14 protein-coding genes and 1 pseudogene are annotated in these 14563 nt (G+C 70.6%); 9 read left to right on the top strand and 6 right to left on the bottom strand.

Annotated elements, in window-relative coordinates; all coding sequences use genetic code 11:
* Nucleotides 1–58: 58 nt before the first annotated feature.
* Both MKK60_RS17705 and MKK60_RS17700 read right to left on the bottom strand, forming a co-directional pair.
* A complete protein-coding gene (locus MKK60_RS17705; protein ID WP_243987836.1) occupies nt 59–1117 on the bottom strand; it encodes a lysylphosphatidylglycerol synthase domain-containing protein in 1059 nt (352 codons plus the stop codon).
* Nucleotides 1114–1497 carry a hypothetical protein gene (locus MKK60_RS17700; RefSeq protein ID WP_243987829.1) on the bottom strand — a complete coding sequence of 128 codons (384 nt, stop codon included), beginning with the start codon at nt 1495–1497 and terminating at the stop codon, nt 1114–1116. Before MKK60_RS17700 ends, MKK60_RS17705 begins: the two co-directional genes overlap by 4 nt.
* Nucleotides 1498–1725: 228 nt before the next feature.
* Between MKK60_RS17700 and MKK60_RS17695 the strand changes: the two genes are divergently transcribed.
* From MKK60_RS17695 to MKK60_RS17680, 4 genes are all read left to right on the top strand, one after another.
* Nucleotides 1726–3033 carry a capsule biosynthesis protein gene (locus tag MKK60_RS17695; RefSeq protein ID WP_243987827.1) on the top strand — a complete coding sequence of 436 codons (1308 nt, stop codon included), beginning with the start codon at nt 1726–1728 and terminating at the stop codon, nt 3031–3033.
* A 77-nt stretch (nt 3034–3110) separates the two neighbouring features.
* Entirely contained in the window at nt 3111–3398 is a 288-nt protein-coding gene (locus tag MKK60_RS17690) for a hypothetical protein (protein ID WP_147728782.1), read from the top strand.
* 190 nt (nt 3399–3588) lie between these two features.
* Nucleotides 3589–4776, top strand: a complete 1188-nt coding sequence (locus tag MKK60_RS17685) for a M20 aminoacylase family protein (RefSeq protein WP_243987924.1) — start codon at nt 3589–3591, stop codon at nt 4774–4776.
* A 255-nt stretch (nt 4777–5031) separates the two neighbouring features.
* Nucleotides 5032–5367 carry a GGDEF domain-containing protein gene (locus tag MKK60_RS17680; protein ID WP_243935619.1) on the top strand — a complete coding sequence of 112 codons (336 nt, stop codon included), beginning with the start codon at nt 5032–5034 and terminating at the stop codon, nt 5365–5367.
* Between the two features lie 82 nt (nt 5368–5449).
* On the opposite strand, the gene MKK60_RS17675 is transcribed toward MKK60_RS17680, so the two are convergent.
* Nucleotides 5450–6847: a leucyl aminopeptidase family protein gene (locus MKK60_RS17675; protein WP_243987825.1), complete on the bottom strand. Its 1398-nt coding sequence runs from the start codon at nt 6845–6847 to the stop codon at nt 5450–5452.
* 107 nt (nt 6848–6954) lie between these two features.
* On the opposite strand from MKK60_RS17675, the gene MKK60_RS17670 reads away from it, so the two are divergent.
* Nucleotides 6955–7752, top strand: coding sequence for a tetratricopeptide repeat protein (locus tag MKK60_RS17670; protein ID WP_243987823.1), 798 nt, complete (start codon nt 6955–6957; stop codon nt 7750–7752).
* A 100-nt stretch (nt 7753–7852) separates the two neighbouring features.
* On the opposite strand, the gene MKK60_RS17665 is transcribed toward MKK60_RS17670, so the two are convergent.
* Complete coding sequence (locus MKK60_RS17665) at nt 7853–8596, bottom strand: RNA methyltransferase (RefSeq protein ID WP_243987821.1); 744 nt, start codon at nt 8594–8596, stop codon at nt 7853–7855.
* Between the two features lie 74 nt (nt 8597–8670).
* On the bottom strand, nt 8671–9219 hold the full coding sequence (locus tag MKK60_RS17660) for a formaldehyde-activating enzyme (protein ID WP_147725869.1): 549 nt from the start codon (nt 9217–9219) through the stop codon (nt 8671–8673).
* A gap of 213 nt (nt 9220–9432) precedes the next feature.
* On the opposite strand from MKK60_RS17660, the gene MKK60_RS17655 reads away from it, so the two are divergent.
* Nucleotides 9433–10647 carry an NADP-dependent isocitrate dehydrogenase gene (locus MKK60_RS17655; RefSeq protein WP_147842530.1) on the top strand — a complete coding sequence of 405 codons (1215 nt, stop codon included), beginning with the start codon at nt 9433–9435 and terminating at the stop codon, nt 10645–10647.
* A 379-nt stretch (nt 10648–11026) separates the two neighbouring features.
* Nucleotides 11027–11905, top strand: a pseudogene (gene fusA, locus MKK60_RS17650) (elongation factor G); the annotation flags it as partial.
* A 241-nt stretch (nt 11906–12146) separates the two neighbouring features.
* Here the strand turns inward: fusA and MKK60_RS17645 are convergent.
* The gene (locus MKK60_RS17645; protein WP_243949359.1) at nt 12147–12821 is read right to left on the bottom strand and encodes an alpha/beta fold hydrolase; all 675 of its coding nucleotides are present in this window, start codon (nt 12819–12821) and stop codon (nt 12147–12149) included.
* A gap of 162 nt (nt 12822–12983) precedes the next feature.
* Between MKK60_RS17645 and MKK60_RS17640 the strand changes: the two genes are divergently transcribed.
* The gene (locus MKK60_RS17640) at nt 12984–13778 is read left to right on the top strand and encodes an inositol monophosphatase family protein (protein ID WP_147725872.1); all 795 of its coding nucleotides are present in this window, start codon (nt 12984–12986) and stop codon (nt 13776–13778) included.
* 70 nt (nt 13779–13848) lie between these two features.
* Nucleotides 13849–14391, top strand: coding sequence for an adenine phosphoribosyltransferase (locus tag MKK60_RS17635; protein ID WP_147725873.1), 543 nt, complete (start codon nt 13849–13851; stop codon nt 14389–14391).
* The last annotated feature ends 172 nt before the right edge of the window (nt 14392–14563 follow it).

Here is a 14563-nt window from a genome sequence, read left to right as displayed (position 1 = left end):
TTCTCGGGCCGTGCAAGCCTGGAGGACGGATCGAGCCTTGCGGACGGGCCGCGCGCGCTCATGGCGTCGGCGAGCCCACGGTGCCGCGGCGCGATTCGAGGTTCTGCCACACGATCAGGGAGGGCAGGCCGAGCACCACGTCGGGGATGCGCTTGGCGAGCGACAGGGCGATGGCGGTGCCGGGATCGATGCCGAACAGCGCGCCGACGATCACGAAGCCGCCCTCCTGCACGCCGAGCCCGCTCGGGATCGGGAAGGCCGCCGACTTGATCGCCTGGCTCAGGGCCTCGATCACCAGGACCTCGGGCACGGTCACGCCCTCGACGCCGATGCAGGCGAGCACGATGGCGATCTCGGCCGCGCCCAGCGTCCAGGCGAGGGCGTGCAGCAGGACCGATTGCAGCAGCCGCAGGCGCCGTCCGCAGCCCCAAACCGCATCGAGCGCATCCTGCACGCTGCCGCCCTCGCAGCGGGCCGGCTCGGCCTCGCGCACGAAGCGCCGCGAGAGCGCGCCGAGCTTGCGCTCGACGAAGCGCGCCGCACCCGTGCGCTGGAAGGCGAAGAAGGCGGCGAGCACGAGGCCGGCGACCGCGAGCGCCCGCAGCACCCAGCGCGCGAGCTCGGCGGCCGGCTCGCCCTCCACCTGCATCAGCAGGCCGGCGCCGAGCAGCGCGAACAGCGCCTGCGTCCCGACTTGGAACAGCATGTCGGCGAGGATCGAGGCGGCGGCGAGCGGCCCGGCGACGCCCCAGAAGGTCAACAGCCGGCCGCCGACCACGTCGCCCCCGACGGAGGCGACCGGCAGCAGCACGTTGATGCCCTCGCGCACGAAGCGCAGGGTGGCGAAGGCGGGAAGGCCGGCCGGCGACAGGCCGTCGAGGATGCGCTGCCAGGCGACCGCGCAGATCGTCACGATGGCCGCCCGCATCATCACCACGGCGGCCAGGCCCAGGAACCCGATGCGGCCGAACGCGTCGGCGACGGCTCCGAGGTCGTTGGTGGCGACGAGCCAGACGGCGAGGCCGAGGCCGAGCACGGTGCCGGCCAGCGGCAGGCGGCGCAGGATCGCCCGCGCGACCCCGGGCCGGCCCGCGCGGGAGGCCCCCGGCGCCGTCACGCGGCCGCGTCCCGATCGTCTCCGGCATCCGGATCGTGCGACGGCGCGGCCGGTCTCCGGCACGGCAGCAGCTGGGCGGCGATATCGGCCGCGGGCGCCGTCGGGTCGATCAGCAGGATCCGCCCGCCCGCAACGCTCGCCCCGGTGGCGACGGCGACGAGGCGCTTCGGGCAGGGGCCGAGGCATCCGGTCTCGACGATCCGAAGCTTCGCCCCGGGCCGGGCCTGCTTCAGGCCGGCCTTCACCTGGTCGCGGATCGCCCGCTTGGGCAGGCCCTGGCGCTTGGCGCACTTCGTGCAGACCGCCACGACCTCGGAGAACTTCGCCTTCGCCGTTCGGACGGGTCGGGCAGGTGCAACGTCGGCGGAATCCGTTTTCATCGCACATCGGGTAGGACGGGGACGGGCGGCGCGCAACCGCGGCGGATCGTGCCGGCCGCCGCCGGCCGCGCACCGCCGACGCCTTAAAAAGGGCCGAAAAGAACGGGATTGCGGCACCGCTCCGATCGCGAGCGGGCCTCGTCTCGAAAGCGAGCCGGCGAGGTCGCACGGCGCGGCCGTCTCCGTCACGGCGCGGTCGAACGAGCAGAGCGCAGGAAACCGGAACGGATGAGCGTCGACGAGGTCAGGCAAGGCGATCGGCTCCGCGGCCTTCTGCAGGTCGCGCAGCGGTCTGTGACCGAGCTTCGGCGCGGTGCCGAGACGATCGAGCCGATCCGCGATCCGGCCCGGCGCTCGCTGGTCCAGCGCACCCGCGAGAGCCTCGCCTGGACCCGCCTGCCGGGCCTCAGCCCGGTCGACGCGGAGCCGAAGAGCTACGTCGCCCGGCTGGTCCAGCGCTTCAGCCTGTTCGTCCTGCTGCCGACCGCGGTCGTCGGGTTCTACCTGTTCGCGATCGCCTCGGACCAGTACATCGCCGAGGCGCAGTTCGCCGTGCGCGGCAACGTCGAGCCGATGGAGAACGTGTCGCTCGGCGAGTACACCAGCCTGATTCAGAAGCACAACAGCCAGGACAGCTACATCGTCCGGGACTTCATCAACAGCCAGGCGATGGTCGACGCCGTCGAGAAGAGCCTCGGCGTGTCGCAGATGTTCTCTCGCAAGGAAGCCGACTTCTGGGCGCGCTATCGCACGCCGCAGCCGATCGAGGAGCTGACGAAGTACTGGCAGGAGCACGTCCAGGCGCGGATCGACGCGATCTCGGGCGTGATCCAGCTGTCGGTCCGCGCCTTCACGCCGGAGGACGCCCTGGCGATCGCCAAGGACGTCGTCGCCCGCTCCGAGGTGCTGATCAACGAGATCTCGCGGCGCGCGCAGGTCGACATGGTCAAGCAGGCCGAGATCGATTCGGCGGCGGCGCAGGAGCGGCTGCGCAAGGCGACGCTCGACATCCAGCGCTACCGCAACCACTGGGGCATCATCGATCCGATCAAGTCGGCGGAGGGCACCCTGCTGACGATGATGACCCTGCGTAAGGAGAAGCTGAAGGCGGAGAACGACCTCCAGGTGCTGCGCGGCTCGAACCTCGACGAGAAGTCCCGCTCGATCCAGGTCCTCGCCGCGACGGTGGCGGCGATCGACGGCCAGATGAAGACGCTGCAGGACCAGCTGACCACCGACGGGGGCGCCGCCGGCGGCGCGACCATGACCAACGCGCTGCTCGAATACGAGGGCCTGATGGTCGAGCGCACCATCGCCGAGAAGCTCAACGAGATGGCGAACACGCTGCTCGACCGGGCGCGCGTCTCCGCCGGCAAGCAGCACATCTTCCTCACGGCCTTCGTGCCGCCGATGATCCCGACGGATTCGCTCTATCCCAAGCGCTGGCGCCAGCTCGCGGTGCTGTTCTTCTGCTTCGTCGTGCTGTGGAGCTCGGTGTCGCTGATCGTCGGCGGGATCAGGGACCAGCGGATCTGAGCGGGCGCAGCGCCCGATAGGGCCGGCCCGCATCCGGGTCCGGCCGCCCCCCCTCGAGCGGACCCGATCGCACGCCCATGCCGGACTTCTCCGACCTCGTCGCCCAGGCGATCAAGCCGACCATGAACCGGGCCGAGCGCGAGGCGGTCTACGGGGTGGTGCGGCAGGCGGTGCTGCGCCTGCGCGAGCGCGAGGGCATGGCGCCCGACGATCCCCGCCTCGCGATCCAGCATCACCTCGTCGAGGAGACGATCCGCGACGTTGAGGCCGACATCGCGCGCTTCGAGGCGATGCGGAAGCTCGACGCGGCGCTCGCGGCGCAGACGCTCGCCCACAACGACGGCGGATCGGGGCGCCGCCGCTGAGGCGATACGCCGTCGCTCCCGCGTTGACCGGAGCGTTGGCCCCCTGTTTGCTGGTGGGACCTGCCGGCCGCGACGACCGGAGCCGAAGGCCTACCGATCCATGCCGTTGCCGCACCCGTCCGCCGAACCTCCGATCGCCCGCGATGCCCACGTCCGCGGCGCGGCCGCCGAGGACCGATCCACGGGCGGCCTGCCGGAGATCCGGCGCTTCGCCGACGAGATGACCGCCTGGCGGCACAACCTGCACGCCCATCCCGAGCTGCTCTACGACGTCACGCGCACCGCCGGCTTCGTCGCCGACAAGCTCGCGGCCTTCGGCTGCGACGCGGTCGAGACCGGCATCGGCCGGACCGGCGTCGTCGGCGTGATCCGGGGCAGGGGAAACGGGGCCGGACACGGCGCGGGCCAAGCCGCCGCCCGCACCCTGGGCCTGCGCGCCGACATGGACGCCCTGCCGATCCAGGAGGTGCGCGACCTCGCCTACCGCTCGACCGTGCCGGGCAAGATGCACGCCTGCGGGCACGACGGGCACACCGCGATGCTGCTCGGCGCCGCGAAGTACCTCGCGGCCACCCGCAACTTCGACGGGACGGCGGTGCTGATCTTCCAGCCCGCGGAGGAGGGCGGCGGCGGCGGCGAGGCGATGGTCGAGGACGGGCTGATGGAGCGCTTCGGCATCGATGCGGTCTACGGGATGCACAACATCCCCGGCCTCGCGCTCGGATCCTTCGCGATCCGTCCCGGCCCGATCATGGCCTCGACCGACCGCTTCACCCTGACGATCGAGGGACGCGGCGGCCACGCCGCCCTGCCGCACAACGCGATCGACAGCGTCGTGGTGGCGAGCCACGTGGTGATCGCCCTGCAATCGATCGTGTCGCGCACCATCGACCCGCTGCAATCGGCCGTGGTCTCGGTCTGCGCGCTCGAAGCCGGCGAAGCCTTCAACGTGCTGCCGCAGACGGTGACGATGCGCGGCACCATGCGCGCGCTCTCGACCGCGGTGCGCACAACGACGAAGGCGCGGATCGTGGCGATCGTCGAGCAGGTCTCGGCCGGGTTCGGCGCGGTCGGCAGCGTCGACTTCGGATCGAGCTACCCCGTGACCGAGAACCACCCGGCGGAAGCCGCCTTCATGGCCGACGTCGCCGCCGGCCTCGTCGGCGAAGCGCGGGTCGACCGCGCCGTCGCGCCGATGATGGCGGCCGAGGACTTCTCCTACATGCTCGGCCGGCGCCCTGGCGCCTACCTGTTCCTCGGCAACGGCGACAGCGCCGCGCTCCACCACCCGCACTACGATTTCTGCGACGCCGCCGCCCCGCTCGGCGCCTCGCTCTGGGCACGGCTGATCGAGACGGGGCTGCCGCTGGCGGGATGAGACGTGGACGCGCAAGCGTCTCCGGGTCGCGGCTGTCGACGCGGGAAGATGAGAGCGCCGCCATTGCTTGATCATCGCGGTCGCGGCGACCGTCGCCGACACGCGCGCTGGTGGAAACCTCGGCGCGCAGGCGCGTGCAGCCTCGTGATCACGCGGCGTAAGGATGTCGGGCATGCGGCAAGCCTGCATCGCGGGCGTCGTCCAGCTTCGCGAGCGGACCGTCGACCGCTACGGCCATCCGGTCGGCGACGAGACTTGACGCTGTTCGCCGAGACCGTACGCGAGGGGACGGGGTCCGATGCGCTCCTCGTCCGTCTCGGCGGCGAGGCGTTCGCCGCGCTCCTGCCCGGCTACGACCGGCAGCCGGCGCTCAGCCGCGGCGCGGCGATCGCGCGCCGGTTCGCTGCGGCGCCGGCGGGGGCGGACGGCCTCGCGATCCACGCCACCGTCAGCGGCGGGCTCGCGGCCCCGGAGGGCCGCGGTCTCGCCGAGAGGCTCGCGAGCGCCGACGGCGCGCTGTACCGGGCAAAAGTCCTCGGTCGGAACCGCATCGAGGCCGCCGGCCCGGAGGCGCTGGCCGCCGCGGCCTAGCGGCCCGGCTCCGGCCCGCGACGAGCCCGGCAGGCGAGCCGACGACGACGTGGGCCATCTTCCCCCACGGAGATCCCGCGTGTCACGCCGCCGGGTAGCGCTCCTTGAGCAGCGCGTAGACCAGGCGCGCGGTCTGCACCTCGCCGCCCTCCGGCCGGCCGGGCTTGGCCGAGGGGTTCCAGCCGTAGAGGTCGAGGTGGACGTGGCGCTTGGTGCTCGGGGCGAAGCGGCGCAGGAACAGCGCGGCGGTGATCGCCCCGGCGAAGGGGCCGCCGGAGACGTTGTTGAGGTCGGCCACCTTCGAGGCGAGCAGGCTCGCATAGGGCGCGTGCAGCGGCAGGCGCCAGACCGGATCGGCCGCGGCGCGGCCCGCCGCCTCGAACGCGGCGGCGAACGCGTCGTCCTCGGTGAAGAACGCCGGCAGGTCGGGGCCGAGCGCCACGCGGGCGGCGCCGGTGAGCGTCGCGAAGTCGATCAGCAGCTCGGGCGCGTCGGCATCGGCGAGCGCCAGCGCGTCGGCGAGGATCAGCCGGCCCTCGGCATCGGTGTTGCCGATCTCGACGGTGAGCCCGGCGCGGCTGCGGATCACGTCGCCGGGGCGGAAGGCCTCGCCGGAGATCGCGTTCTCCACAGCCGGGATGAGCAGGCGCAGCCGCAGGCGCAGGCCGGCGCCCATCGCCATGTCGGCGGCGGCGAGGGCTGCGGCTGCGCCGCCCATATCCTTCTTCATCAGCAGCATGCCGGCCGACGGCTTGATGTCGAGGCCGCCGGTGTCGAAGGCGACGCCCTTGCCGACCAGCGTCACCCGCGGCGCGTCGGCCGGCCCCCAGGTGAGGTCGATCAGCCGGGGCGGGCGGGTCGAGGCGGCGCCGACCGCGTGGACCAGCGGGAAATCGCGCTCGAGCTCGGCGCCGGCGATGACCGTGATCGTCGCCCCGTGCCGCTCGGCCAGCGCGCGCGCCGCCGCCTCGATCTCGGCCGGGCCGAGGTCGTTGGCCGGCGTGTTGACGAGGTCGCGCCCGAGCGCGACCGCGGCGGCGATGCGATCGGTGTCGGCGGCGTCGATCCCGTCCGGCGCGACGAGGCGGGGGCGCTCCGGCCCGGCGGGGCGGTAGCGCGAGAAGCGATAGGATCCGAGCAGCCAGGCGAGCGCCGCCTCGGCCGGCGCCTCGGCATCCGCGAAGGCGTAGGTGCCGGGCGGCAGCAGGCCGGGGAGCTTGCCGGCGAGAAGCCGATCGTGGCCGGCCGCGTCGGTCTCGCCGAGGCCGAACAGAACGCGGGCGAGCGTCCCGTCGGCGGCGGGCAGCAACGCGACCTGCCCGGGCTTGGCCGCGAAGCCGATCGCCGCCGCATAGGTCCGCTGCGCGGCGTCGAGGCCGGCTTCGATCCTCGGCCACCCGTCCTTCGCGACCAGGGAGATCGGGATGCCGGAGGTTCCGGCCGGCAACAGGGGCGGAAGGGACGGTGCGGTGTCTGTCATGCGGTCCTGGCCGGGCCGGGCGCTTAACCCCGGGTTAGGGTTAACGCTCTATCACCGTCCCGTCCGGCACGGGAAGAACCTCCTGCCGGACCTCGACGGAGCATTCCATGATCGCGGCCCTCCGGCCGAATACGGCCCCGTTCGCCTGGGGTTCGGCCCCCCGCCTGGTCGCCGCCTGCCTGGTCACCCTCGTGGCCGCCGGGTGCCAGTCGCGCTCGCCCGAGACCACCGGCTCGATCGACGCCCCGCGCATCGCGGCCGGGCAGGTCGAGTCGCTCGCCGAATCCTACGCCGCCAACCCGAACGATCTCGGCATCGCGATGCGCTACGCGCAGGCGCTGCGGGCCACCGACCAACGCGCCCAGGCGAGCGCGGTGCTGCAGCAGGCCGCCCTGCGGAACCCGCGCAACACGGCGGTGCTCGGCGCCTACGGCAAGTCCCTGGTCGAGGTCGGACGGCTGCAGGAGGCGCAGGACGTGCTGCAGAACGCCCATTCCCCGGCGCAGCCCGACTGGCGCATCCTGTCGGCGCAGGGCTCCGTCTCCGACCAGCTCGGCGACCACGCCCGCGCGCAGAGCTTCTACGAAGCGGCCCTCAAGATCCGCCCCGACGAGCCCTCCGTCCTGTCCAATCTCGGTCTGTCCTACGCGCTGGCGCGCCAGCTCGACCGCGCCGAGGAGACGATGCGCGTCGCGGTCTCGCGGCCCGGCGCAGACGCGCGGGTGCGCGGCAACCTCGCCCTGGTGCTCGGCCTGAAGAGCCGGTTCGACGAGGCCGAGGCGATCCTGCGGCGCGACCTGCCGCCCGCGGAGGTCGCCGCCAACCTCGCCTCGCTGCGCAGCCTCGCCGCCCAGTCGAGCCGCGCCGCGGCCGCCTCGGCCCGCAAGCCGGCCGATCGCAGCTAGAGCATCTTCCAGCGAGGTGGATCCCGGCTCGCGTGAAGACAATGCGATCTCTCGACAAGATAGAGCGTTTTTCGTGATCCGGGGATCACCAAAAAATCTTCTAGGACGCGTCGTCCGGTCGGCGGTGCGCCCCGCGTTCGAGCGCCTTGAGCGCACCGCGGAAGGTGCGCACGTCCTGGTCGGTCAGGCTCATGCGGTGGAGCCGGTCGCGCATGTTGCGGGCGATGATCTCGCGCTTCTGCGGCGGGTAGAATCCGGCGCGCGCGAGCGTCGCCTCGAGGATGTCGAACAAGGAGAGCAGCGCCTCGCGGGTCGCCTGCGGCGCCCGGATCTCGCCGGTGAAGCGCGGTCGGGCGAGGCCCGCCGCGCGCCGCCACTCGTAGCCGACCAGCAGCACGGCCTGGGCGAGGTTGAGCGACGGGAATGCCTCGGCGACGGGAAAGGTGACGATGGCATCGGCCAGCGAGACCTCGTCGTTCAGGAGCCCGACGCGCTCGCGGCCGAACATCACCCCGACCTTCTCGGCGTTCGCGCCGCGCTCGGCCGCCTCCGTCATCGCGGCGTCGGGCAGTAGCACGCGCTTCATCTGCCCGCGCTCCCGCGCGGTGGTCGCGAGCAGCATGGTGAGGTCGGCGACGGCGTCTGGGAGCGTCGCGAAGACCTTGGCGGCGGCGAGCACATGCGTCGCGCCGGAGGCGGCCTCGCGCGCGCCCTTCTTCGGCCAGCCGTTGCGCGGTGCGACGAGCCGCAGCTCCGACAGCCCGAAATTCGCCATGGCGCGGGCGGTCATGCCGATGTTCTCGGCCAGCTGCGGTTCGACGAGGATGACGACGGGGGCGCTCATGCGCGGCGCTCTCGCATGGACGTCCGCCGTGCGGAAGGGCCGCCGGCCGGACCGGAGGGTCTCAGCCGCAAGGATCAGATCTTCCCGTCGAGGCCCATCTGATAATACTTGTGCACGATCTTGTCCTGGTTCTCCAGCAGCCAGTCGATCGAGGGCTCGTTGGTCATCGCCTTGCGGATCGCCTCCGTCATGCCGCGGCGCTGGATGTCGAACAGCGCCTTGTGGTCGACGGTCTCGGCCTGGATCACGCCGGGGCTGAGCCAGACCGAGCAGATGATGCCGAGGTCGTTGGCCTTCTCCTTGGGGATGTAGCCGGCGCGGACCGCGTCGAGCACGCCGTTGGCGATGGCGAACTGCACCGTGCCCATCAGGATCGAGGTGTACTTCGATTCCGTGACGCTGACCTTGGAGACGCACAGCGTCACCGGCCGCACCATGATGTCGGTGTTCAGCAGCGCGAAGACGCGGGAATGGCCGACGACCTGGTCGCCGGTCAGCGTGGCCAGCGCGGTGCCGACCGGCCCGTCGAGCTCGCCGATGATCACCTCCGGCTCGGATGCGGTGTTCGGCGGCCCGCCAGCGACCAGCGCCTCGCCGGCCCGCAGGATGATGCGCTCGCTCATGGTTGCTCCTCACGCGTGATGGATGCGCGCTGATCCCAGCCGGACGCCCGGATGTCCACCCCTAAGCGCCGCACGGCCGAGCTTGCATGACAGCCCCGGCGGCCTGTCCGCGCCCCCGGCTTTCGCCCGGGAAACGCCCGCGCTATGACCCGCCCCGCGGCCGCACGGCATTTGCATGGGGCCCGCCCGGATTACCACGGAAGGCAGCGGCTCATGGACAAGATCAAGGTGGCGAAGCCCGTCGTCGAGCTCGACGGCGACGAGATGACCCGGATCATCTGGTCCGAGATCAAGAACAAGCTGATCCACCCCTATCTCGACCTGGACCTCGACTATTACGACCTCGGCGTCGAACATCGCGATGCCACGAACGACAAGGTGACGGTCGACGCGGCCGAGGCGATCAAGCGCCACGGCGTCGGCGTGAAGTGCGCTACCATCACCCCCGACGAGCAGCGCGTCGAGGAGTTCAAGCTCAAGGAGATGTGGCGCTCGCCCAACGGCACGATCCGCAACATCCTCGGCGGCGTCATCTTCCGCGAGCCGATCATCTGCAAGAACGTGCCCCGCCTCGTGCCGGGCTGGACCCAGCCCTTCGTCATCGGCCGCCACGCCTACGGCGACCAGTACCGCGCCACCGACTTCAAGGTGCCGGGCAAGGGCCGCCTGACGATCAAGTTCGAGGGCGACGACGGCACCGTGATCGAGAAGGAGGTGTTCAAGTTCCCGGCCGCCGGCGTCGCGATGTCGATGTACAACCTCGACGACTCGATCCGCGACTTCGCCCGCGCCTCGCTGAACTACGGCCTCGCACGCAAGTACCCGGTCTACCTGTCGACCAAGAACACCATCCTCAAGGCCTATGACGGCCGCTTCAAGGACCTGTTCCAGGAAGTGTTCGACGCCGAGTTCAAGGGCAAGTTCCAGGCGCTCGGCATCACCTACGAGCACCGGCTGATCGACGACATGGTCGCCTCGTGCCTGAAGTGGTCCGGCGGCTACGTCTGGGCCTGCAAGAACTACGACGGCGACGTGCAGTCCGACACGGCGGCGCAGGGCTTCGGCTCGCTCGGCCTGATGACCTCGGTGCTGATGACGCCGGACGGCCAGACCGTCGAGGCCGAGGCCGCGCACGGCACGGTGACGCGCCACTACCGCGAGCACCAGAAGGGCAAGGAGACCTCGACCAACTCGATCGCCTCGATCTTCGCCTGGACCCGCGGCCTCGCCCACCGGGCCAAGCTCGACGGCAACGCCGAGCTCGCCAAGTTCGCGACGACGATCGAGACCGTCTGCGTCGACACCGTCGAGGCGGGCTTCATGACCAAGGATCTCGCCCTCCTGGTCGGGCCCGAGCAGAAGTGGCTCTCCACCACCGGCTTCCTCGACAAGGTCGACGAGAACCTCAAAGCGGCGATGGCGGGCTGAGGCCCTATCGCGCCGGGCGGACAGCTCCGCCCGGCATGTCGCGCAACCGATCCGGGAAGCGGCGGTCGCGCAGGAAGGCGAGGGCCGCTTCCGCCACGTCGGGATGGTTCATCAGTATTCCTTACCAAGCGACGCAGCGATGGTCGCACTGGAATAATGTCCTGATCGCGCACTGGTAGACTCGGCATTCCGTCGACGCATACTATTCGACGTGCCCAGCCAAGAAACGGATCCTTCGAAAAAACTCGCTGGCAGTGATGACTATCTTAGGACTATAGGCATAGTGCGCATTGAGTCCGATAGGGATTTCCTTCATAGAGGATCGTCAGGTGGCGATTTCAGCTCTTCGAGGGCGCTTGCGATGCCGAACGATCAGGGGCCAATCATCGAGATCGCGGTCGAGCCGAAGTCGAAGGCCGATCAGGAGAAGCTCGGCATCGCGCTCGCCAAGCTCGCGGCGGAGGATCCGTCCTTCCGCGTCTCCACCGATCAGGAGTCGGGCCAGACCATCCTGCGCGGGATGGGCGAGCTCCACCTCGACATCAAGGTCGACATCCTGCGCCGCACCTACAAGGTCGACGCCAACATCGGCCAGCCGCAGGTGGCGTACCGCGAGAAGCTGACCCGCCGGACCGAGATCGACTACACCCACAAGAAGCAGACCGGCGGCACGGGCCAGTTCGCGCGGGTGAAGTTCGTGGTCGAGCCGAACGAGCCGGGCAAGGGCTTCGAGTTCGCCTCGAAGGTGATCGGCGGCGCGGTGCCCAAGGAGTACATCCCGGGCGTCGAGAAGGGGCTCAACTCGGTCCTCGGCGCCGGCATCCTCGCCGGCTTCCCGGTGGTCGACATCAAGGTCGAGCTGATCGACGGCGCCTATCACGACGTCGACTCCTCGGCGCTGGCCTTCGAGATCGCGTCCCGGGCGGCGCTGCGCGAGGCCCTGCAGAAGGGTGGCTCCGTGCTGCTCGAGCCGGTGATGAAGGTCGAGGTCGTCTCGCCGGAGGAGTATACCGGCTCGGTGATCGGCGATCTCAACTCCCGCCGCGGCCAGATCCAGGGCCAGGACATGCGCGGCAACGCGAACGTCGTCAACGCCATGGTGCCGCTCTCTGGCATGATCGGATATGATCAACCGCTGCACTCGCTGGCTGGCGGTCGCGCTACGGTGGCCATGAGCTTCAGTCACTATGCTCCGGCATCATCGCCTGATTGGGATCCATCCCCTCCGGCGGCGCCAGCGATGGCGTTGCGAGCATAAGGCTCAATTCGAGCGGCGCACGGCGATTGCGCCCTCGTCATGACGATAATGGTCGGTGCTGATGCCGCCCGGCAGCCAGACCGTCGGTCGGCGCCGACGCCGAACACGGCACCGTGACGCTTCTCCACTGCAAGCACCGGAAGGGCGAGAAGGCCTCGGCCAACGCGATCGCCTCGGATCTTCGCTTGGACGGGAACCGTCGCGTGCCGGGACAAGCTGGACGGCGAAACGGCGATGGCGCCTACCGTGCCGGGCCAATGACGTCGTCCGGCAGATCATGCAGATGGTCCGGGAAGCGGCCGTCCCTCAGGAAGGCGCCCGTCGCCTCGAACACGTCCGGATGGTTCATCAGCAGCGTATGCGCGGCATCCACGACAATCCAGTCGTGCGGTCCGGCGATGCGCGTGCGGGCGAGACCGACCAAGCCGTCGTGCGGGCCAGCAATGACACGTCCCGTGAACGGCAACCAAGCCCGCGTGCCGGCGATGATCCCGATCGAACAGGGTGGGATCGGCAGCTTGTCAGGCACGCCTGATCTCAGGTCGGCGAGTGCCGGACCAAGCATCGCCCGCGCGAGACGATACCGGAACAGGTGATCGGCCACTTCGCTGCCTCTGTTCGGCGGCGCCAACATCACGATAGCCCGAGAGTCATTCGGATCCGTCGCGAGGCAGCGCGCCACGAGTCCGCCCATCGAGTGGGTGACGAACGCGATGGCTCGACCGGTACGCTGCCGGAAAGCCTCGACCACAGGCTCGAGGCCCGTCGCACACGCATGAACCCCGCGGCTCTGCGAGGGATAGCCCGGGATGAGCGTTTGATGGCCCAGCGCTTCGAGGCGCCGCGCCAGCCGGGCCATGCTCCTCGGCGTCCGCCCAAGCCCGTGAAGCAGCACGATGGGGGTCAGTGACGACATCGCATCGCCTCGATCACCGCTCCTCGATTGCCGACCCGAATTGAATCCGGCGCCGGACCGGCCCGTGCGCGGATGACAGGCATACCCCGCCCGGCCCTCGATTCTGCGCCCGAGAGCGTTTAACGCGGCGTCAAACGACGCGCGAACGCTCGAGGCTCCCCGATGATCTCCTCTCCCCTAATGACCGTGATGGTCGATGCCGTGCGCAAGGCCTCGCGGGGGCTGCGGCGCGACTACGGCGAGATCGAGAACCTTCAGGTCTCGCGAAAAGGCCCCGGCGACTTCGTCTCGGCGGCCGACCGCAAGGCCGAGGAGGTGCTGCGCGACGCGCTGACGAAGGCGCGGCCGGGCTACGGCATGGTTCTCGAGGAATCCGGCATCGTCGAGGGCACCGACAAGAGCCACGTCTGGCACGTCGATCCGCTCGACGGCACCTCGAACTTCCTGCACGGCATCCCGCACTTCGCGATTTCGGTCGGGCTCGAGCGCGAGGGCCAGGTGGTCGCCGGCGTGATCTACGATCCGGTCAAGGACGAGCTGTTCGTGGCCGAGCGCGGCAAGGGCGCCTACCTCAACAACCGGCGCCTGCGCGTCTCGGGCCGGGTCGACATGGCCGACGCGCTGAGCGCCTACGGCACGCCCTATCTCGGCCGCGGCAACCATCCCCGCCTGCTGCGCGAGGTCGCCGCGGTGATGGCGGTCTCCGGCGGCACCCGCCGGATGGGCTCGGCGGCCCTCGACCTCGCCTACGTCGCCTGCGGCCGCCTCGACCTGTACTGGGAGCGCGACCTGCAGACCTGGGACATCGCCGCCGGCATCATCCTGGTGCGCGAGGCCGGCGGCTTCGTCACCTCGGCCGACGGCGCCTCGGAGCCCCTCGCCGCGAAGTCGGTGGCCTGCGGCAACGAGGGCCTGCACCGGGAGCTCGTCGCGATCCTGCGCAAGGTCAACGGCTGAGCGCCGAACTGGCCAGGGTGCGCGCCATCTGCTCTAAGCCGCCGATCACCACGAGGAAGGCCCGCCCGGCATGGAACGCCGCCACATCGCCCTGAAGGAATCGATCCGCTCGATCCCCGACTATCCGAAGCCCGGCATCGTGTTCCGGGACATCACCACGCTGCTCAGCGACCCGCGCGCCTTCCGCCGGGCGGTGGACGCGCTGGTGCATCCGTTCGCGGGCGGGCGGATCGATCAGGTCGCCGGCATCGAGGCGCGCGGCTTCATCCTCGGCGGGGCGGTCGCGCACCAGCTCTCGGCGGGCTTCGTGCCGGTGCGCAAGAAGGGCAAGCTGCCCCACAAGACGGTGTCGATCGCCTACACCCTCGAATACGGCACCGACGAGCTGGAGATCCACGTCGACGCGATCAAGCCGGGCGACCGGGTGCTGCTCGTGGACGACCTGATCGCCACCGGCGGGACCGCGACCGCGGCGGTGAACCTGCTCCGCCAGATCGGGGCCGAGGTGGTGGCCGCCTGCTTCGTGATCGACCTGCCCGAGATCGGCGGTGCGCAGAAGCTGCGCGACCTCGACGTGCCCGTGCGGACCCTGATGGAATTCGAGGGCCACTGACGCGCGCGCCGGCATCGGAGGCCCGCCAAAACGTTGACTCGGTAAATCCCATCCGCCATAAGCCGCGCAGTCGCGATGGCGCTCCGTTCGGGCGCCGTCCGCACGTGCATTCACAATTCAAAGACGCGTGAAGGTCGGGTGCGGCGTCAGCCGCCCGCGAGCGCGCCTCGAC

This window comes from Methylobacterium sp. J-092 (genome assembly GCF_022829325.1).
Classification (GTDB): domain Bacteria; phylum Pseudomonadota; class Alphaproteobacteria; order Rhizobiales; family Beijerinckiaceae; genus Methylobacterium.
This window is presented reverse-complemented; position numbering and strand designations above follow the sequence as displayed.

Bases quoted from the DNA above. Each gene is read 5' to 3' on its own strand.
- MKK60_RS17655 (WP_147842530.1), top strand. From the start codon at position 9,433: ATGGACAAGATCAAGGTGGCGAAGCCCGTCGTCGAGCTCGACGGCGAC.
- MKK60_RS17665 (WP_243987821.1), bottom strand. From the start codon at position 8,596: ATGAGCGCCCCCGTCGTCATCCTCGTCGAACCGCAGCTGGCCGAGAAC.
- MKK60_RS17675 (WP_243987825.1), bottom strand. From the start codon at position 6,847: ATGACAGACACCGCACCGTCCCTTCCGCCCCTGTTGCCGGCCGGAACC.
- MKK60_RS17635 (WP_147725873.1), top strand. From the start codon at position 13,849: ATGGAACGCCGCCACATCGCCCTGAAGGAATCGATCCGCTCGATCCCC.
- MKK60_RS17640 (WP_147725872.1), top strand. From the start codon at position 12,984: ATGATCTCCTCTCCCCTAATGACCGTGATGGTCGATGCCGTGCGCAAG.
- MKK60_RS17695 (WP_243987827.1), top strand. From the start codon at position 1,726: ATGAGCGTCGACGAGGTCAGGCAAGGCGATCGGCTCCGCGGCCTTCTG.
- MKK60_RS17670 (WP_243987823.1), top strand. From the start codon at position 6,955: ATGATCGCGGCCCTCCGGCCGAATACGGCCCCGTTCGCCTGGGGTTCG.
- MKK60_RS17660 (WP_147725869.1), bottom strand. From the start codon at position 9,219: ATGAGCGAGCGCATCATCCTGCGGGCCGGCGAGGCGCTGGTCGCTGGC.
- MKK60_RS17690 (WP_147728782.1), top strand. From the start codon at position 3,111: ATGCCGGACTTCTCCGACCTCGTCGCCCAGGCGATCAAGCCGACCATG.
- MKK60_RS17645 (WP_243949359.1), bottom strand. From the start codon at position 12,821: ATGTCGTCACTGACCCCCATCGTGCTGCTTCACGGGCTTGGGCGGACG.
- MKK60_RS17700 (WP_243987829.1), bottom strand. From the start codon at position 1,497: ATGAAAACGGATTCCGCCGACGTTGCACCTGCCCGACCCGTCCGAACG.